Source organism: Pseudomonas sp. Root562 (assembly GCF_001427125.1).
Taxonomy (GTDB): domain Bacteria; phylum Pseudomonadota; class Gammaproteobacteria; order Pseudomonadales; family Pseudomonadaceae; genus Aquipseudomonas.
This window is the reverse complement of the sequence record NZ_LMGK01000002.1, coordinates 76,980-94,950: the sequence shown is the minus strand read 5'-3', so window position 1 is coordinate 94,950 and position 17,971 is coordinate 76,980. Positions and strand designations below refer to the sequence as shown.

The window sequence follows — 17,971 nt, the reverse complement described above, 5'->3', positions numbered from 1 at the left end:
CGCAAGCACCAGACTTGCATGCATAACAACAAGAAAGGTACATCTCAGATGAATGCGATTTCTCGCCTCGCTACTGTCATTTCTGTCGCCTCCCTGTTCCCGCTCGCAATGCTGCCGCTCAGTGTTTCCGCTGCCGACTCCAAAGGTTCGGTCGAAGTCGTGCACTGGTGGACGTCCGGTGGTGAAAAAGCCGCCGTTGATGTGCTCAAGGCCCAAGTCGAAAAAGACGGTTTCACCTGGAAAGACGGCGCCGTGGCCGGCGGTGGCGGTGCGACGGCCATGACCGTGCTGAAAAGCCGCGCCGTTGCCGGCAACCCGCCAGGCGTTGCGCAGATCAAGGGGCCGGACATCCAGGAGTGGGCGTCGACCGGTCTGCTCGACACCGACGTGCTCGAAGACGTTGCCAAAGCAGAGAAGTGGGACAGCCTGCTCGACAAGAAAGTCTCCGATACCGTGAAGTACGAGGGTGATTACGTGGCCGTGCCGGTGAACATTCACCGGGTGAACTGGCTGTGGATCAACCCGGAAGTCTTCAAGAAAGCCGGTATCACCAAGAACCCGACCACCCTCGAAGAATTCTACGCCGCTGGCGACAAGCTCAAGGCTGCCGGCTTCATCCCGCTGGCCCACGGCGGTCAGCCATGGCAGGACAGCACCGTGTTCGAAGCTGTCGTGCTGTCGGTCATGGGCGTTGATGGCTACAAGAAAGCCCTGGTCGATCTGGACAACAAGGCGCTGACCGGTCCGGAAATGGTCAAGGCGCTGACCGAGCTGAAGAAAGTCGCGACCTACATGGACGCCGACGGCAAAGGCCAGGACTGGAACCTGGAAGCGGCCAAGGTCATCAACGGCAAGGCCGGCATGCAGATCATGGGTGACTGGGCCAAGAGCGAATGGACCGCCGCCGGGAAAGTCGCCGGCAAGGACTACGAGTGCGTAGCGTTCCCGGGCACCGACAAGGCGTTCACTTACAACATCGACTCGCTGGCGGTGTTCAAGCAGAAAGACAAAGGCACCGCTGCCGGTCAGCAGGACATCGCCAAAGTCGTGCTGGGCGAAAACTTCCAGAAAGTCTTCAGCATCAACAAAGGTTCGATCCCGGTGCGCAACGACATGCTGGCCGACATGGGCAAGTACGGTTTCGACTCGTGCGCCCAGACGGCAGCCAAGGACTTCCTGGCTGACGCCAAGTCCGGCGGCTTGCAGCCGAGCATGGCGCACAACATGGCGACCACGCTGGCGGTACAGGGTGCGTTCTTCGATGTCGTGACCAACTTCATCAACGACCCGAAAGCCGACCCGGCCGATGCGGCCAAGAAACTGGGCGCGGCGGTTCAGTCGGCCAAATAAGGTCGTCCTTACCTGCCCCCCTGTAGCAGCCATTTTTTGTGGGAGCTGGCTTGCCAGCGATGCAGGCACCTCGGTTCAACAGTTGCACCCGAGTGATGCGATCGCTGGCAAGCCAGCTCCCACAGAAGCCGCTCCTACCGGGATCGTCTGAAGTTTTTATTCCTCGTACTGGATCTTCCCATGAGTTCTGTTGCTGTGTTCAGCAAGGCCTCGCCGTTCGATGCATTGCAGCGCTGGCTTCCAAAACTGGTGCTGGCGCCGAGCATGTTCATCGTTCTGGTGGGCTTCTATGGCTACATCCTGTGGACGTTCATTCTGTCGTTCACGACCTCGACGTTCCTGCCCAATTACAAGTGGGCAGGGCTGGCGCAATACGCGCGGCTGTTCGACAACGACCGCTGGTGGGTGGCGAGCAAGAACCTGGCGCTGTTCGGCGGCATGTTCATCGGCATCACCCTGGTGATCGGCGTGCTGCTGGCGGTGTTCCTCGACCAGCGCATCCGGCGCGAAGGTTTCATCCGCACCATTTACCTGTACCCGATGGCGCTCTCGATGATCGTCACCGGTACCGCATGGAAGTGGCTGCTCAACCCCGGCATGGGCCTGGACAAATTGTTGCGTGACTGGGGCTGGGAAGGCTTCCGCCTGGACTGGCTGATCGACCCGGATCGCGTGGTCTATTGCCTGGTGATTGCCGCTGTCTGGCAAGCCTCGGGTTTCATCATGGCGATGTTCCTCGCCGGCCTGCGGGGCGTTGATCAATCGATCATCCGTGCCGCGCAGATCGATGGCGCGAGCATGCCGCGCATCTATTGGAAAGTGGTGCTGCCAAGCCTGCGTCCGGTGTTCTTCAGTGCCGTGATGATTCTGGCGCACATTGCGATCAAGAGTTTCGACCTGGTGGCGGCGATGACGGCCGGCGGCCCGGGTTACTCCTCGGACCTGCCAGCGATGTTCATGTATTCGTTCACCTTCAGTCGCGGCCAGATGGGCATGGGCTCGGCCAGTGCGATTCTGATGCTCGGTGCGATTCTCGCAATCATCGTGCCTTACCTGTACTCCGAGCTGAGGACCAAGCGTCATGACTAGTCTCGCTGCCAAACCTGCCATCAGCCTGAGTCGCATCGCGATCTACGCGGTGCTCATCCTGGCTGTGCTGCTTTACCTGATACCGCTGGTGGTCATGCTGTTGACCAGCTTCAAGACCCCGGAAGACATCAGCACCGGCAATCTGCTGAGCTGGCCGACCGTGGTCAGCGGCATCGGCTGGGTCAAGGCCTGGGCCACGGTTGATGGTTACTTCTGGAACTCGATCAAGATCACCGTTCCGGCGGTGCTGATCTCCACGGCCATCGGTGCCTTGAACGGTTACGTGCTGTCGATGTGGCGTTTCCGTGGTTCGCAGCTGTTCTTCGGCCTGCTGCTGTTCGGTTGCTTCCTGCCGTTCCAGACCGTCCTGCTGCCGGCCTCGTTCACCCTCGGCAAGATGGGCCTGGCAAGTACCACCACGGGCCTGGTGTTCGTGCACGTGGTCTACGGCCTGGCGTTCACCACGCTGTTCTTCCGTAACTACTACATCAGCATTCCGGATGCGCTGGTGAAGGCTGCGCGCCTCGACGGTGCGGGTTTCTTCACCATCTTTCGCCGGATCATTCTGCCGATGTCGACGCCAATCATCATGGTCTGCCTGATCTGGCAATTCACCCAGATCTGGAACGACTTCCTGTTCGGCGTGGTGTTCTCCAGCGGTGATTCGCAACCGATCACGGTGGCGCTGAACAACCTGGTCAACACCAGCACCGGCGCCAAGGAATACAACGTTGATATGGCAGCGGCGATGATCGCCGGGCTGCCGACCCTGCTGGTCTATGTGGTCGCAGGCAAGTATTTCGTGCGCGGGCTCACGGCCGGCGCAGTCAAGGGGTAATCATGGCTACGCTCGAACTTCGCAATGTAAACAAGACCTACGGCGCCGGCTTGCCGGACACCCTGAAGAACATCGAACTGTCGATCAAGGACGGTGAGTTCCTGATCCTTGTCGGCCCGTCGGGCTGCGGCAAGTCGACCCTGATGAACTGCATCGCCGGCCTGGAAACCATCACCGGCGGCGCGATCATGATCGGCGACCAGGACGTCAGCGGCATGAGCCCCAAGGATCGCGACATCGCCATGGTGTTCCAGTCCTATGCGCTGTACCCGACCATGAGCGTGCGCGAGAACATCGAGTTCGGCCTGAAAATCCGCAAGATGAGCCAGTCGGCGATCGACGAAGAAGTCGCCCGCGTGGCCAAGCTGTTGCAGATCGAGCACCTGCTCAATCGCAAGCCGGGCCAGCTCTCCGGCGGTCAGCAACAGCGCGTGGCGATGGGCCGTGCCCTGGCGCGCCGACCGAAGATTTATCTGTTCGACGAACCGCTGTCGAACCTCGACGCCAAGTTGCGGGTCGAGATGCGCACCGAAATGAAACTGATGCACCAGCGCCTGAAAACCACCACGGTCTACGTGACCCACGACCAGATCGAAGCGATGACGCTGGGCGACAAGGTGGCGGTGATGAAGGACGGGATCATCCAGCAGTTCGGTACACCGAAAGAGATCTACAACGACCCGGCCAACCTGTTTGTGGCGAGCTTCATCGGTTCGCCGCCGATGAACTTCATCCCGCTGCGGTTGCAGCGCAAGGACGGTCGTCTGGTGGCGCTGCTCGACAGTGGCCAGGCCCGTTGCGAATTGCCGCTGGGCATCCAGGACGCCGGTCTCGAGGATCGCGAAGTGATTCTCGGCATGCGCCCGGAGCAGATCGTACTGGCCAACGGTGAAGCCAATGGTTTGCCGACCATTCGCGCCGAGGTCCAGGTTACCGAGCCAACCGGCCCGGACACTCTCGTTTTCGTCAATCTCAACGACACCAAGGTCTGCTGCCGCTTGGCCCCGGACGTGGCGCCGCAAGTCGGCGAGACCCTGACCCTGCAATTCGATCCGGCGAAAGTGCTGCTGTTCGATGCCAAGACCGGCGAGCGCTTGGGGGTTGCCGGTGTGCCGAAAACCGAGGCGCACGCTGCCAACGTCGCCCAGTTCAAAGGCCGCTGAAGATCATAGGTGGGAATGGATTTTTGTGGGAGCTGGCTTGCCAGCGATGCAGGCGACTGGTTTTGACGTCGAACCGAGGTGATGCCATCGCTGGCAAGCCAGCTCCCACACAAAAGCCCATCTCCACAGGGGGAATCCGTGGCGGATGGCCTGTCATCCGCCGCAACTGATGTAACCGCGTTGGAAAAAGAAAAGTTAATAACAATAAAACGAGGAAGTAGGGATGAAGAAGAACAACAGTGCTCAGCTTATCTGCCAGTTGTCAGCCGTTGCGGCAATGATGCTGGCCGGTAGCGTGCACGCGGCTGACGCGTTCAGCGCCGATTCGGAATGGATGACCGGTGATTGGGGTGGCGAGCGTACCAAGCTGATCGAGCAGGGCATCGACATCAAGATGGACTACGTCGGTGAAGTCGGTGGCAACCTGCATGGCGGTTTCAACGACGACAAGACCGCGCGCTACAGTGACCAGTTTGGTCTGGGCGCGGCGCTGGACCTGGAAAAGCTGTTCGGTTGGGATAACACCCAGGCCAAGATCCAGCTGACCAACCGTAACGGCGAAAACATTTCCAACGACCGCGTCGGCGACCCGCGGGCCGGCACCCTGAGTTCGTCCCAGGAAGTCTACGGCCGAGGCCACATGGTGCGTCTGACCCAACTGTGGATCAAGCATCAGTTCTTCGACAACAAACTCGACGTCAAGGCCGGTTACTTCGGTGAGGGTGAAGATTTCAACACCTTCCCGTGCGAATTCCAGAACCTGGCATTCTGCGGTTCCCAAGTGGGTAACTGGGCCACCAACATCTGGTACAACTGGCCGGTCAGCCAGGCGGCGATCCGCGTGAAGTACAACATCTCGCCTGAGTGGTATGCGCAGATCGGCGCGTACAACCAGAACCCGTCGCAACTGGAGCACGGCAACGGCTTCAAGCTCAGCGGCAGTGGTACCAAAGGCACCGTCCTGCCGGTTGAACTGGTGTGGCTGCCCAACCCTGGCAACCTGCCGGGCGAATACCGTGTCGGTTACTACAAAAGCACCGCCAGCGCCGATGACGTTCGTGAGGATGACAACGGCAATGATGCGGCCACCAGCGGCAATGCCTATCGCAGCCACAGCAGCAAGCACGGCTACTGGTTCGTGGCGCAACAGCAACTCACCAGCCACAACGGTGACGCCACTCGCGGTCTGAACATCGCCGCCAACGCGACGTTCCACGACAAGGACACCAACATCGTCGACAACTACCAGTCGCTGATGTTCGTGTATAAAGGCCCGTTCGATGCACGTCCGAAAGATGACCTCGGTATCGGTTTCGCCCGCATCCATGTCAACGATGACGTGAAGAAAAACGCCGAGCTGACCAACGCCGCCAATGGCGTCAGCGACTACAACGATCCACTGTTCTCGCCACTGCGTGAGACCGAGTACAACTACGAGCTTAACTACGGTTTCCACGTCACCAACTGGCTGACCGTGCGTCCTAACTTGCAATACATCACCCACCCGGGCGGTGTGGATGAAGTCGACAACGCGCTGGTGGCCGGTCTGAAAATTCAGTCGGTGTTCTAACGCGACTGCGATAAGCTCCTCTCTGTGCGCATTTTGCGGACGGCCAAGGCTGTCCGCTTTTTTTTGGAGGGCCGCGCACCCCGCTGACAGATGATTTTCAGGACCGTGGCACATGCATGAGCATCCGCTACAACGCTTCTTCAAATCCTTGCGCGAACGACCGGTGTTTGCCTGGGAGCGCTATCAGAAGCGCGACGTGTTGGTCATTGATCACCCGCTGTGTCAGGCGGTGTTCAGTCGCCAGGGCGCGCAGTTGTTGCACTTTCAACCCAAGGGGCAGAAACCCTGGCTGTGGTGTGCGGCGAAGTGGCCGCAGGTGGGCGCGATCCGTGGTGGCGTGCCGGTGTGCTGGCCATGGTATGGCCGTCATCCGAGCGAAAATGCCTGGCCGTCCCATGGTTGGGCGCGGTTGCTCGACTGGAAGCTGATCGATAGCAGCAGTGACGAGGATGGCGTGCGTTTGCACTGGCAACTTGAACTCTGCGACTGGCAAGTGGACCTGCATGCACACCTGGGGGAACGCATGGAGTTGCGTTTGAGTACCGAGCATCAGGACGACATGCCATGCCAGTTGAGCCAGGCTTTGCACGCTTACTGGCGTATTGGCGATGTCGGTGAGGTAGCGCTGTCTGGGCTCGAAGGCGCGCAAGGTTACGACCAGTTGAACCGACAGATTTGCCAGCAGGAAGGCGAGTTGCGGGTCGATGGCGGATGCCAGCGGGTGTTTCAGCATGACGGGGAGTTGCAGCTTAACGATCACGCCTGGGATCGGGCGTTGTGCATCGATACCGGCGATACGGCTGACACGGTGGTGTGGCATCCGGGATCACGACCGTTGCTTGGGGTGAGCTGGAACGAGATATCTGAATTCGTTTGCGTGGAAGCGGCCAGCGGCGGCACCGACAGCCTGTGCCTGAAACCGGGGGAGCGGGCGCATTTGAGTTTGCAGGCGCGGGTGGCGGCTTAATGGGGATCGTTCCCACGCTCTGCGTGGGAATGCCTCAAGGGACGCTCCGCGTCCAGTGACGCGGAGCGTCACGGGCTGTGTTCCCACGCGGAGCGTGGGAACAATCAGCATTTCAGGTTCGGCGCGGACACTGTGGGAGCTGGCTTGCCAGCGATGAGGCCTGACCGGTCAGCGCAGATTTCGGATCAGTTGAATTCGTCACCCACCGGATACCGGCTGGCATTCAAACTCTCTTTGATCTTGCGCAAATGCGGCTGGAAATCCACTCCGCGTCGCAGGGTCATGCCAGTTGCGAGCACGTCGAGCACGGTCAGTTGAATGATCCGCGACGTCATCGGCATGTAGATGTCGGTGTCTTCCGGCAATGGAATGTTCAGGCTCAAGGTACTGGCTTTGGCCAATGGTGAGTTTTCCGCGGTCAAACCGAGCACCGAAGCGCCGTTCTCCCGGGCAATGCGCGCCACTTCCACCAGTTCGCGGGTGCGGCCGGTGTAGGAAATGATCACGAACAACTCGCCGGTGTGCGCCACCGAGGCAATCATGCGTTGCATCAGCACGTCGGCGTGGGCAGTCACGGCCAGGTTGAAACGGAAGAACTTGTGCTGCGCGTCCAGTGCCACCGGGGCCGAGGCGCCGAGACCGAAAAAGTGGATCTGCCGCGCCTGGATCAACAGGTCGACGGCGCGGCTGATCAGGTTCGGGTCCAGTGCCTGGCAAGCGCTGTCCAGGGACGCGATGGCGCTGCCGAAGATTTTCTGCGTGTAGGCTTCCGGGTTGTCATCGGCCTCTACCGCACGGCTGACATACGCCGCGCCGCTGGCCAGGCTTTGCGCCAATTGCAGCTTGAGCTCGGGGTAACCGCTGACGCCGAACGAACGGCAGAAACGGTTGACCGTCGGCTCGCTGACCGAAGCGGCCTGGGCGAGGGCGGCGATGCTGAAACGGGTGGCCTGCTGCGGGTTGAGCAGGATCACCTCGGCGACTTTGCGCTCGGCCTTGTTCAGCTCTTCAAGGCGATTCTGGATCTGTTCCAGTAAATTTCGCACGCGGTCCATATGAGTTTCCTTGATTCACCAGCGCCGATAAGCGCGCGGCTAATGCAAAAAGGGCCTTTGGTGTGGCCCATAACGGTGGCCTATCCTACTGATGGCTCCGACCGACCACCACTCGGAATCTGTATTTTGCGAAAATGTTGTGGTTATTACTACATTTTCCCTTGAGTGATGCCTTGAAAAAAGGTATTTGTAGCTTAACTTGATAAAAGAACAAACATCATGCTCTCGATTACGGTTGAACCGTGCACCTTTGCCTTGTTTGGCGCCCTTGGCGATCTGGCCTTGCGCAAGCTGTTTCCTGCGCTTTATCAACTCGACGGTGCAGGCCTCTTGCACGAGGACACGCGGATCATCGCGCTGGCCCGTGAGCCCGGCAGCGAGCAGGAGCATTTGGCGTTCATCGCCTCCGAGCTGCGCCGCTACGTGGGTGCCAAAGATCTGGACGAAGCCGTCGTCGAACGTTTTCTCGCACGCCTGAGCTATCTGCACGTCGATTTCCTCAGACCCGAAGACTATGTGGCCCTGGCCGAAGCGGCAGGCAGTGCCCAGCGGGTCATCGCCTATTTTGCTACGCCGGCAGCGGTGTACGGCGCGATCTGCGAGAACCTGGCGAAGGTCGGCCTGGCGGAAAACACCCGCGTGGTGCTGGAAAAACCCATCGGTTCGGACCTGGAATCCTCGCGCAAGGTCAACGATGCCGTGGCGCAGTTCTTCCCGGAAAACCGCACCTACCGCATCGACCATTACCTGGGCAAAGAGACTGTCCAGAATCTGATCGCCCTGCGTTTCGCCAATAGCCTGTTCGAAACCCAGTGGAACCAGAATTACATTTCCCATGTGGAAATCACCGTGGCCGAGAAGGTCGGGATCGAAGGCCGCTGGGGCTACTTCGATAAGGCCGGCCAGCTGCGGGACATGATCCAGAATCACCTGCTGCAATTGCTCTGCCTGATCGCCATGGACCCACCGGCCGACCTGTCCGCCGACAGCATCCGCGACGAGAAAGTCAAAGTGCTCAAGGCGCTGGCGCCCATCAGCCCGGAAGGCCTGACCACCCAGGTGGTGCGCGGCCAATACATCGCCGGCTATAGCGAAGGCAAAGCGGTGCCGGGTTATCTGGAAGAACCTAATTCCAACACCCAGAGCGACACCGAAACCTTCGTTGCCCTGCGTGCCGACATTCGTAACTGGCGTTGGGCCGGCGTGCCGTTCTATCTGCGCACCGGCAAACGCATGCCGCAAAAACTGTCGCAGATCGTCATCCACTTCAAGGAACCGTCGCACTACATCTTCGCACCCGAGCAGCGTCTGCAAATCAGCAACAAGTTGATTATCCGCCTGCAACCGGACGAAGGCATTTCCTTGCGGGTGATGACCAAGGATCAAGGCCTGGACAAAGGCATGCAGCTGCGCAGCGGTCCGTTGCAGCTGAATTTTTCCGACACCTGGAGCAGCGCACGGATTCCCGATGCCTACGAGCGGTTGTTGCTGGAAGTGATGCGCGGCAATCAGAACCTGTTTGTCCGTAAAGATGAAATCGAAGCCGCGTGGAAGTGGTGTGACCAGTTGATCGCCGGGTGGAAAAAATCCGGTGATGCGCCCAAGCCGTATGCGGCAGGGTCCTGGGGGCCGATGAGCTCCATTGCACTGATTACGCGGGATGGGAGGTCGTGGTATGGCGATATCTGATTTGAAACTGCCTCAGGGTGTAAGCGCCCATGAGTTCAAGAGCCCGACGCTGTTGGCCGAAGGCCTGGCGCTGAGCGTGGCGAAACAACTGAGCGACGCGATCGACACCCAGGGCACTGCGACCCTGGTGGTGTCCGGTGGCCGCAGTCCGGTGGCGTTTTTCCAGCACCTGGCCAAGCAGAAACTGGACTGGTCCAACGTCGTGATCAGCCTGGCTGACGAGCGTTGGGTGCCGGTCGAGCATGCCGACAGCAATGCCGGCCTGATCAAGAAATACCTGTTGCAAGGCCCGGCGGCCAAGGCTCAGTTTCTGAGCCTGTATAGCGCCAGCGCCAACCTGGAACAGGCGGCAGAGCAGGCTGACCGTTTGCTCTCCGAGTTGCCGGTGATCGACGTGCTGGTACTGGGCATGGGCGATGACGGTCACACCGCCTCGCTGTTCCCCAACAGTCCGAAGCTTGCCGAGGCCTTGCAGGCGGACGGTAGCCGTCGTTGCTATCCAATGCTCGCACCGACCGTGCCGCATCAGCGCCTGACCATGAGCCGTGCGCTGCTGGCTTCGGCCAAGCACAAGGTTCTATCGATTTCCGGTCAGTCCAAGTTGACCACCCTGAGTACCGCACTGGCCGGTGACGATGTCGCCGCAATGCCGATTCGCGCGTTTCTGCAACCTACGTTAGAGATTTACTGGTGCCCATGAGCCAAGGAACAGCCGCTATGACAATCCCATCCCCGACCGTTTCCATGGCGGATAAAGTTGCCCTGATCGACAGCCTCTGCGCCAAGGCGCGGATCCTGCCGGTGATTACCATCGCCCGCGAGCAGGACGTGCTGCCGCTGGCCGATGCCCTCGCGGCGGGTGGCCTGACCGCGCTGGAAGTGACTCTGCGTTCGCAGTTCGGCCTCAAGGCCATCCAGATCCTGCGCGAACAGCGTCCGGAGTTGATGACCGGTGCCGGCACCGTGCTCGATCGCCACATGCTGGCCGCGGCAGAAGCGGCGGGCTCGCAGTTCATCGTTACGCCAGGCATCACCCGTGACCTGCTGGAAGCCAGCGTTGCCAGTCCGATCCCGTTGCTGCCAGGCATCAGCAATGCCTCGGGCATCATGGAAGGCTATGGTCTGGGTTATCGCCGCTTCAAGTTGTTCCCGGCGGAAGTCAGCGGTGGCGTTGCCGCCATCAAGGCCTTGGGCGGTCCGTTCGGCGAAGTGAAATTCTGCCCGACCGGCGGCGTGGGCCCGGCCAATATCAAGAGCTACATGGCGTTGAAGAACGTCATGTGCGTGGGCGGTAGCTGGATGCTTGATCCTGAGTGGATCAAGAACGGCGACTGGGCCCGCATTCAGGAATGCACCGCCGAGGCACTGGCGCTGCTGGACTGATCGCTTCACCCGACACTTCGTTGTGTGTTCTACGGCTTTACGGTGCGCTTGGTCGGTGCACCGTTTTTTTTGCCTGATGAAAACCGGCGTCAAGACATCCTGCGATACATAGTTACCGCATCCGGAAAAGCGGCCAGTGCTAGCCTGCGTTGATCTTATGGAAGAGAGAACGTCATGGACGCCAACATTACCGATACACCCGTTTGCCTGCTGTCCCCGGAACAAATCGCCGGCCCTTATTTTCGCAATCCCAAACTGATTCGACGCAATATCAGCGAAGGCGCCGACGGCATCCCATTGGTATTGCGCCTGCAAATCATCGATGCCATGACTGGCCAACCGGTCACCGATGCGCTGGTGGATATCTGGCACTGCAATGCGCGGGGCGCCTATTCAGGCTGGAGCAAGATCAATCCGGACCTGGAAGTCGATGTCGGCGACATCGGCGCAATCCCGAGAACCGACGACGATACGTACCTGCGTGGTGCTCAGTTCACTGATAAAGCGGGGAACGTGCGCTTCACTACCATCTACCCGGGTTTCTATGCCGGCCGTACCCTGCACATTCATGTGGCCGTGCGAATCACCTCGGGCAACAACTATCTGGAAGAACGACACGTCGCCTGGGTGGGGCAGCTGTACTTTCCCGAAGTGGCTTCGCGTTCAGTGCTTGGCAGTCGGCAGTACAGCGGACGGGCTGTGCGACCGCTGGGCAATGAGCAAGATCACTTTTACACAACCATGGGCGGCGAGGCCTCGACCCTGAATGTACATACCCTCTCTCGAGACTCCAGGGACGACGGATTTTTCGGGCACATGACCATCGGCATCGACACCTTTGCAGTGTCGACCCAGATCAAGCCGGAAGACTTCGATAAATACACCGTGTGACGTCAGGCCAGTTCCGCCAACGCCGAAGCCAGTCGGTTCATGTCCGCCGCAGTGCTGGTCAGCCCTGGCGTAATGCGAATGCATGGACCGCTGGCAGCGCCGTTGCGCACTACGGTAAACAGGTTGTAGTCGCTGAGCAGTTTTTCGGCCATCGCCTGTTGGTCGGCATGGGCGGTAAAGCGCATCGAGGTGATGCCACAGTACAACCGTGGATCATCCGGGGTCATGACTTCGATACCCGGGTGCCCACGTACCGCGCGCACCCACAGGTTGCGCAGGTAGTTGAGCCGTGCCCCCTTGGCCGCGGCACCACCCATGGCCCAATGCTCTTCGAGCACCAGCGGCAGGGTCAGCAGCGCGGGGATGTTCGGCGTACTGTAAGACGTGCGAGCGCGAATGTCGGTGATCGGAAAATGCATCTCCTCCATGTCCGGGTCGATGTCAGCCAGGCGCTCGGGGGCGATGTAGAGAAAGCCCAGGGTCAGCGGTGCACCGATCCATTTGTGCAGGTTGTAGGCGGCGAAGGCGATGCCCAGCTCTTCGAGATCGAATTCCAGTTGCCCCAGTGCATGGGCGCCGTCGAGGATCACATCGATGCCATGCTCCCTGGCGGCGGCGGCAATCGCCTGCACCGGCATCACCAGGCCTGTGCGGTGAGTGACGTGGGTCAAGGCCATCAGCTTGAGTCGTGGGTAACGTGCAAAGGTCTCGCGATAGGTGGCCAGTAAACTGTCGAAACTGGCAGGGTGCCCATGGTCGATCTCGATCACCTCGACACCCCGATGACGCGCCAGCCAGCGCATCGCGCCCTTGACCGTGTCGTACTCCAGGTCGCAGATCAGCACTTGATCGCCCGGTTGAAGGCGATTGTAGTTGCGGATCAACGATTGCAAACCATCCGTCGCGTTGCAGGTCAGGGCGACACTTTCGGCAGGTACACCGATCAGCCCGGCCAACTGCGCGCGGATCTTCACACTGTCGCCCTGCTCGAAGCGCTGGCGCGCATACACCGAGTTGCTGCGGTTGATCAGCTCGATGTTGCGCTGATACTCCTCGACCACGGTGCGCGACATGCGTCCGAAGTAGCCGTTTTCCAGATTGATCGGTCCCGGTTGCCGATCGTAGCGATCGGCAAAGGTCCGCCAAAAGGCTTCATCACGGGCACGGCGGGTATTGTCGGGCATGGGCTTACTCAATCAGGGGCGGGGGGCGTGGATCAGTGGCGTGGTGCCGGTTTGCCATGCTTGGCGCGCAAGGGTTCCAGCAACTCCGACAAGCCGTTGTGATCAATCTCTTGCATCAGGGCCAGCAAGCCACCCAATTCGCCGTGGGGAAAACCTTCCCGGGCAAACCAGTTCAGGTATGGGCCGGGCAGGTCGGCAATGATCCGTCCCTTGTATTTGCCGAAGGGCATTTCCCGGGTAATCAGCAGTTCGAGCTTTTCAGGGTTCATCACGCAGTCGTCTTCATTCATTCAGTCTGGAAAATACAGGCATTCTGCATGCAGGCCAATTGACAGATCATGCAAAAAAAACGGATACAGATTTTCGCCGTAATGGTAACTAATTGAAAAATATAGGGAAATTTATGTCTGTTGAGCTGGCATGCGCCCTGCAATGAGTAAGTCATCTTTCATCAACCGCAAGGAATTGAAAAATGACCGACATGAATAAAGAAGCGATTTCTGTACTCAATGACCTGATTGAAACCTGCAAAGACGGTCAGGAAGGGTTCAAGACTTGCGCCGAAGACATCAAACACCCTGAACTCAAAACCTTGTTTGTGCAACGTGCTGCCGACTGTGGCACCGCCGCCGCTGAGCTGCAGGCTGCGGTGCGTTCAATGGGCGGCGATCCGGAAACGTCCACCAGCGTCAGTGGCGATCTGCATCGTCGCTGGGTCGATGTAAAGTCGATGTTCACCGGCAAGGATGAAGAAGCGGTGCTCAATGAAGCCGAACGTGGTGAGGACCATGCGCTGAAGGCGTATCGCGATGCCATGGAGAAAATCAACAAGCACAACCTGGTGGGCATTCGTGATCTCGTTGAGCGTCAGTACCACGGCGTGCAACGTAACCACGATCAGGTAAAAGCCCTGCGTAACCAGGCGCGCGCACGTTCGTAAGCGTTCGTTTGCTGTCAAAAACGCCAGTTAGTCTGGCGTTTTTTTGTGCCCGGGAATTAGCGCTGGACGGGGTATAGATAGCTAGCTAATAATTTGTTTTTCAAGTGACCGGCCTGAAGCCGACTATCGTTAAAACGACTTTTCAAGAGTGCTTTACGTGCCCATTACTTTGCAGGCGTTGTTTGCGCCTGACCGCCGAGCCTTGCAGTTCGCGATCAAGACCTTGATCGGCGGAGGCGTGGCGCTGTGGCTGGCATTGCGCTGGGGCCTGGAGCAACCGGCCTGGGCATTGATGACTGCGTTCATCGTCGCGCAGCCACTGTCCGGCATGGTGATGCAAAAAGGCTTGGCGCGGCTGTTGGGGACGTTGGTCGGAACCATCATGTCGGTGGTGTTCATGGGCTTGTTCGCCCAGACACCGTGGCTGTTTTTGCTGGCGTTGGCATTGTGGCTTGGACTGTGTACGGCCAGTTCGACATTACTGCGCAGTGCCTGGTCCTATTCATTTGTACTGGCCGGGTACACCGTGGCGATCATCGCGCTGCCGGCCATCAATCATCCGTTGACCGTATTTGACCAAGCCGTGGCACGCTGCACCGAAATCAGCCTGGGCATTATCTGCGCCACCGCCAGCAGTGCTTTGCTCTGGCCATTGCGGGTCGAGCGACAGCTGTCGGACCAGGCCCGAGGAGCCTGGCAAAGTGGCATGAATGCCGCGCGGGCGACACTGGCCGGGGATGGACAGGCACGCAAAGGCTTGCTGGAAATTCTCGGTCGAATCGTTGCCATGGACGCGCAACGCGAACACGCCTGGTTCGAAGGGCCTCTCGGTCGGCAACGGGCACGCGCCATCAGTGGTTTGAGCCAGAAATTGTTGATGCTGCTGCGCATCGCCCGTTCAGTGCGCCGGCAGTGGAAACAGTTGGAACCGCAAGAGTCGGCGCAGTTGTCACCGTGGATGAACGAAGTGCTGGAGGCGCTGAAAGTCGCCGATCCTGCGACGTTGCATGCCCTGCGCCCGCGTTTGCTCGACGCGTCCCACGACCCGCAGATCAGTTCGGCACAGAGTTACTGCCTGGTGCGTTTCACCTTGCTGATGGATACGGCCATGGCGGCGACGGCGGCGTTGAGCGCCGTTGAGGAGGGCGGTGATCCGGTCGCGCCGCCCAAGACGCTGACACCTCACCGCGATCTGTCGTTGGCCCTGGTGTTTGGCGCCCGCAGTGCCTTGGCGTTTCTGGTGGTTGCGAGTTTCTGGCTGGCGACCGCTTGGCCCGCGGCAGCGGGGGCGATGTTGTTGACGTGCGTGGTGTGCAGCCTGTTCGCCAGCCGGGAAAATGGTGCGCAAATCGGCATGAGCTTCATGCGCGGGATATTCCTGGCCATTCCGGCGGCGTTCATCGTCGGGCAAATTCTGCTGCCGCAATGGAGCAGTTTTGCCATGTTGTGCATGGGTATGGGCGTGCCGTTGTTTTTCGGGGCGCTGGGCATGGCCAAGCCGCAGATCGGCGCTACGGCCACGTCATTCTGCCTGCATTTCATTGTGCTGGTGGCTCCGCTCAACCAGATGAAGTTCGACGTCGCGACGTTCTTCAACAGCGCCCAGGCCATGGTCATCGGCGTCGGTGCGGCGGTGCTCGCATTCCATCTGTTGATCCTGCGTAACCCGGCGTGGCATGGCCGTCGATTGCTCGCGGCTACCCTTGACGATCTGGTGCGCCTGACCCGGCGCAATCTGGCCGGCGCCGAGAGCTGGTTCGGCGGGCGCATGGCCGACCGCTTGCTGCAATTGGCGCGGCATTATCCGGAGTTGCCCGAGCCGGCGCGAAGCCGCTGGGATGACGGGCTGCTCGGGTTGGATATCGGCGATGAATTGCTGCACCTGCGCCTGAGCCTGGCGGTTGCGCAGGTTCCGGTTTCTGCAGCGCAACAGCAATACCTCGAGCAACTGGAAAGCGTCCTGAAAAAAGGTCCGGCGGCAGATCGCGGCGAAGCGCTGGCCGAAGCCAGCGAGGCTTTCGTGCAAAACCTTTACGCCTTGCCCTCGAGTGATGCAGTGAAACTGGCCCGGGGCGCGGTGCTGCAATTGCAGAACAGCTGGCGCGCCTGGTGCCGCCAACAGGAGGCAAACCATGGGCTTGCGTGAGTGGGCGGTGGGCGGGGTGTTGCTCAGTCCGTTTCTGATTTATGTGCTGCTGGCGCTGCTGGTGACCGGCGCCTTGCGCCTGTTGTTGCGGCTGACCCCGATTGGTCGTTGGGTCTGGCACGAAGCATTGTTTGATTGTGCCTTGTACGTCTGTGTATTGACCGTGATCACCGTCGTCCTCGGACCTTTATAAGGAGCTGAATATGCGTACCCCCGTACGTGTCGCGTTGACCCTGTGCCTGGTGGCGGTGGCGATATTTGCCGGCGTGCATTTGTGGCAGTACTACATGCTCACGCCCTGGACCCGCGATGCACGTATTCGCGCCGACGTGGTGGTGATCGCGCCGGATGTGTCGGGCTGGGTGCGTGAGCTCAAGGCCTACGATAACCAGCAGGTGAAGGCGGGGGACCTGTTGTTGAGTATCGACCGCGACCGTTTCGAAGCCGCCCTGGAAAAAGCCCAGGCGGTGGTGCAAACCCGCCAGCAACAACTGAACCTGCGTGAACGCGAAGCCAGCCGCCGCGCCAGCCTCGGGCCGCAAGCGATCAGCGCCGAACTGCGGGAAAACGCACAAATCAATGCCGGTATCGCCCGTGGTGAACTGCGTGAAGCACAGGCCGAGGCCAAGGTCGCAGAGATCAACCTGGCGCGCAGCCAGATCCATGCGCCGCGCAATGGTCACATCACCAACCTGCGTCTGGCTCAAGGCAATTATGTGAATGCCGGGCAACCGGTGATGGCGTTGATCGATGATTCAACCTTTTACGTGCAGGCTTATTTCGAAGAAACCAAGCTGCCACGGATCAAGGTCGGCGACCCGGTGAAAGTCTGGTTGATGAGCGCCGGGGAAGCGTTGCAGGGGCACGTTGAAAGCATCAGCCGCGGGATAACCGATCGCAATACCACACCGGACGGCCAGTTACTGGCAGAGGTGGAACCGACATTCAATTGGGTGCGACTGGCGCAACGGATTCCGGTGCGGATCAAGCTGGACAAAGTGCCCGAAGGGATCAACTTGAGTGCGGGAATGACTGCGAGCGTGCAGGTGCAGGAGGGTGAGCGCTAGTTCGTGTTCGTGCTGCTGTCCTGTGGCCAGGGCGCTTGCTCCCGCTCGGCTGCGCAGCCGTCGCAAATCCTGCCAACGCATTCGTTCAGGTGAACTGAGGTGTCTGAGTTGGGGGCGCTTCGCGCCCCAGCGGGAGCAAGCTCCCTCGCCACAGGTCAGCCGATGCTGATCGGTGGCAACTCGGTCAGCGTCACGCTCTGCTGTTTGCGCGGCGCGAGGATTTCCGCCTCGCCGTCGACCACCAGTTCATCGCGCTGGTTGAATACGCGGGTGGCGATGCGCACGCGGAACTTCGGCAGTTTTTCGAGGATTTCCAGGCGCACCGTCAGGGTGTCGCCGATCTTCACCGGCTTCTGGAAACTCATTTGCTGGCCGATGTAGATGGTGCCCGGCCCAGGCAGTTCGCAAGCCACCGCAGCGCTGATCAGTGCACCGCTGAACATGCCATGGGCAATGCGCTCCTTGAACATGGTGCTGGCAGCGTATTCGGCATCCAGGTGCACCGGGTTGTGGTCGCCCGACATCGCGGCGAACAATTGAATGTCGCGCTCTTCGACCGTCTTGCTGAAGCTGGCGGTCTGGCCGACTTCAAGGGCTTCGTAAGGGGTGTTGGTAACCTGGGTCATGTGTCTCAATTCC

The 17,971-nt window shown here is 59.8% G+C and carries 18 protein-coding genes; 14 read left to right on the top strand and 4 right to left on the bottom strand.

Features of this window, described 5'->3' with window-relative positions; translation table 11 throughout:
* Window positions 1-48 precede the first annotated feature (48 nt).
* The 6 genes from ASD60_RS03325 (at window position 49) to ASD60_RS03300 (ending at window position 6,977) form a co-directional block, all read left to right on the top strand.
* A complete protein-coding gene (locus ASD60_RS03325; protein WP_056852627.1) occupies window positions 49-1,350 on the top strand; it encodes an ABC transporter substrate-binding protein in 1,302 nt (433 codons plus the stop codon).
* 180 nt (window positions 1,351-1,530) lie between these two features.
* On the top strand, window positions 1,531-2,439 hold the full coding sequence (locus tag ASD60_RS03320) for a carbohydrate ABC transporter permease (protein WP_056852626.1): 909 nt from the start codon (window positions 1,531-1,533) through the stop codon (window positions 2,437-2,439).
* Window positions 2,432-3,277, top strand: a complete 846-nt coding sequence (locus tag ASD60_RS03315; protein WP_056852625.1) for a carbohydrate ABC transporter permease — start codon at window positions 2,432-2,434, stop codon at window positions 3,275-3,277. Before ASD60_RS03320 ends, ASD60_RS03315 begins: the two co-directional genes overlap by 8 nt.
* A gap of 2 nt (window positions 3,278-3,279) precedes the next feature.
* Complete coding sequence (locus ASD60_RS03310) at window positions 3,280-4,440, top strand: ABC transporter ATP-binding protein (RefSeq protein WP_056852624.1); 1,161 nt, start codon at window positions 3,280-3,282, stop codon at window positions 4,438-4,440.
* Between the two features lie 223 nt (window positions 4,441-4,663).
* Complete coding sequence (locus ASD60_RS03305; RefSeq protein ID WP_056852623.1) at window positions 4,664-6,010, top strand: carbohydrate porin; 1,347 nt, start codon at window positions 4,664-4,666, stop codon at window positions 6,008-6,010.
* A 112-nt stretch (window positions 6,011-6,122) separates the two neighbouring features.
* Window positions 6,123-6,977 (top strand): D-hexose-6-phosphate mutarotase, encoded by an 855-nt coding sequence (locus ASD60_RS03300; protein WP_056852622.1) that lies wholly within the window; start codon window positions 6,123-6,125, stop codon window positions 6,975-6,977.
* A gap of 185 nt (window positions 6,978-7,162) precedes the next feature.
* On the opposite strand, the gene ASD60_RS03295 is transcribed toward ASD60_RS03300, so the two are convergent.
* Window positions 7,163-8,023 carry a MurR/RpiR family transcriptional regulator gene (locus ASD60_RS03295; RefSeq protein ID WP_170948639.1) on the bottom strand — a complete coding sequence of 287 codons (861 nt, stop codon included), beginning with the start codon at window positions 8,021-8,023 and terminating at the stop codon, window positions 7,163-7,165.
* A 228-nt stretch (window positions 8,024-8,251) separates the two neighbouring features.
* On the opposite strand from ASD60_RS03295, the gene zwf reads away from it, so the two are divergent.
* The 4 genes from zwf to ASD60_RS03275 all read left to right on the top strand — a co-directional run bounded on the left by zwf (window position 8,252) and on the right by ASD60_RS03275 (window position 11,995).
* On the top strand, window positions 8,252-9,721 hold the full coding sequence (gene zwf / locus ASD60_RS03290; RefSeq protein WP_056852621.1) for a glucose-6-phosphate dehydrogenase: 1,470 nt from the start codon (window positions 8,252-8,254) through the stop codon (window positions 9,719-9,721).
* Window positions 9,708-10,421, top strand: a complete 714-nt coding sequence (gene pgl / locus ASD60_RS03285) for a 6-phosphogluconolactonase (RefSeq protein WP_056852620.1) — start codon at window positions 9,708-9,710, stop codon at window positions 10,419-10,421. Before zwf ends, pgl begins: the two co-directional genes overlap by 14 nt.
* A 17-nt stretch (window positions 10,422-10,438) precedes the next feature.
* Window positions 10,439-11,104, top strand: a complete 666-nt coding sequence (locus ASD60_RS03280; RefSeq protein ID WP_056852619.1) for a bifunctional 4-hydroxy-2-oxoglutarate aldolase/2-dehydro-3-deoxy-phosphogluconate aldolase — start codon at window positions 10,439-10,441, stop codon at window positions 11,102-11,104.
* Between the two features lie 174 nt (window positions 11,105-11,278).
* Window positions 11,279-11,995 carry an intradiol ring-cleavage dioxygenase gene (locus ASD60_RS03275; protein ID WP_056852618.1) on the top strand — a complete coding sequence of 239 codons (717 nt, stop codon included), beginning with the start codon at window positions 11,279-11,281 and terminating at the stop codon, window positions 11,993-11,995.
* A 2-nt stretch (window positions 11,996-11,997) separates the two neighbouring features.
* Here the strand turns inward: ASD60_RS03275 and ASD60_RS03270 are convergent, their stop codons facing one another.
* The gene (locus tag ASD60_RS03270; protein WP_056852617.1) at window positions 11,998-13,179 is read right to left on the bottom strand and encodes an aminotransferase class V-fold PLP-dependent enzyme; all 1,182 of its coding nucleotides are present in this window, start codon (window positions 13,177-13,179) and stop codon (window positions 11,998-12,000) included.
* A 32-nt stretch (window positions 13,180-13,211) separates the two neighbouring features.
* Complete coding sequence (locus ASD60_RS03265) at window positions 13,212-13,448, bottom strand: DUF3820 family protein (protein ID WP_003213031.1); 237 nt, start codon at window positions 13,446-13,448, stop codon at window positions 13,212-13,214.
* Window positions 13,449-13,651: 203 nt separating this feature from the next.
* On the opposite strand from ASD60_RS03265, the gene ASD60_RS03260 reads away from it, so the two are divergent.
* The 4 genes from ASD60_RS03260 to ASD60_RS03245 all read left to right on the top strand — a co-directional run bounded on the left by ASD60_RS03260 (window position 13,652) and on the right by ASD60_RS03245 (window position 17,332).
* Complete coding sequence (locus tag ASD60_RS03260; RefSeq protein ID WP_056852616.1) at window positions 13,652-14,119, top strand: ferritin-like domain-containing protein; 468 nt, start codon at window positions 13,652-13,654, stop codon at window positions 14,117-14,119.
* 157 nt (window positions 14,120-14,276) lie between these two features.
* Window positions 14,277-16,265 carry an FUSC family protein gene (locus ASD60_RS03255; RefSeq protein WP_056852615.1) on the top strand — a complete coding sequence of 663 codons (1,989 nt, stop codon included), beginning with the start codon at window positions 14,277-14,279 and terminating at the stop codon, window positions 16,263-16,265.
* A complete protein-coding gene (locus tag ASD60_RS03250; RefSeq protein WP_056852614.1) occupies window positions 16,252-16,458 on the top strand; it encodes a DUF1656 domain-containing protein in 207 nt (68 codons plus the stop codon). The genes ASD60_RS03255 and ASD60_RS03250 overlap by 14 nt, the downstream gene beginning before the upstream one ends.
* A 10-nt stretch (window positions 16,459-16,468) precedes the next feature.
* Entirely contained in the window at window positions 16,469-17,332 is an 864-nt protein-coding gene (locus ASD60_RS03245) for an efflux RND transporter periplasmic adaptor subunit (RefSeq protein ID WP_056852613.1), read from the top strand.
* A 155-nt stretch (window positions 17,333-17,487) separates the two neighbouring features.
* Here the strand turns inward: ASD60_RS03245 and ASD60_RS03240 are convergent, their stop codons facing one another.
* Entirely contained in the window at window positions 17,488-17,958 is a 471-nt protein-coding gene (locus tag ASD60_RS03240; RefSeq protein WP_056852612.1) for a MaoC family dehydratase, read from the bottom strand.
* Window positions 17,959-17,971: the final 13 nt, after the last annotated feature.

Coding starts and splice junctions, on each gene's coding strand:
- ASD60_RS03325 (WP_056852627.1), top strand. CDS start 49: ATGAATGCGATTTCTCGCCTCGCTACTGTCATTTCTGTCGCCTCCCTG.
- ASD60_RS03320 (WP_056852626.1), top strand. CDS start 1,531: ATGAGTTCTGTTGCTGTGTTCAGCAAGGCCTCGCCGTTCGATGCATTG.
- ASD60_RS03315 (WP_056852625.1), top strand. CDS start 2,432: ATGACTAGTCTCGCTGCCAAACCTGCCATCAGCCTGAGTCGCATCGCG.
- ASD60_RS03310 (WP_056852624.1), top strand. CDS start 3,280: ATGGCTACGCTCGAACTTCGCAATGTAAACAAGACCTACGGCGCCGGC.
- ASD60_RS03305 (WP_056852623.1), top strand. CDS start 4,664: ATGAAGAAGAACAACAGTGCTCAGCTTATCTGCCAGTTGTCAGCCGTT.
- ASD60_RS03300 (WP_056852622.1), top strand. CDS start 6,123: ATGCATGAGCATCCGCTACAACGCTTCTTCAAATCCTTGCGCGAACGA.
- zwf (WP_056852621.1), top strand. CDS start 8,252: ATGCTCTCGATTACGGTTGAACCGTGCACCTTTGCCTTGTTTGGCGCC.
- pgl (WP_056852620.1), top strand. CDS start 9,708: ATGGCGATATCTGATTTGAAACTGCCTCAGGGTGTAAGCGCCCATGAG.
- ASD60_RS03280 (WP_056852619.1), top strand. CDS start 10,439: ATGACAATCCCATCCCCGACCGTTTCCATGGCGGATAAAGTTGCCCTG.
- ASD60_RS03275 (WP_056852618.1), top strand. CDS start 11,279: ATGGACGCCAACATTACCGATACACCCGTTTGCCTGCTGTCCCCGGAA.
- ASD60_RS03270 (WP_056852617.1), bottom strand. CDS start 13,179: ATGCCCGACAATACCCGCCGTGCCCGTGATGAAGCCTTTTGGCGGACC.
- ASD60_RS03265 (WP_003213031.1), bottom strand. CDS start 13,448: ATGAACCCTGAAAAGCTCGAACTGCTGATTACCCGGGAAATGCCCTTC.
- ASD60_RS03260 (WP_056852616.1), top strand. CDS start 13,652: ATGACCGACATGAATAAAGAAGCGATTTCTGTACTCAATGACCTGATT.
- ASD60_RS03250 (WP_056852614.1), top strand. CDS start 16,252: ATGGGCTTGCGTGAGTGGGCGGTGGGCGGGGTGTTGCTCAGTCCGTTT.
- ASD60_RS03245 (WP_056852613.1), top strand. CDS start 16,469: ATGCGTACCCCCGTACGTGTCGCGTTGACCCTGTGCCTGGTGGCGGTG.
- ASD60_RS03240 (WP_056852612.1), bottom strand. CDS start 17,958: ATGACCCAGGTTACCAACACCCCTTACGAAGCCCTTGAAGTCGGCCAG.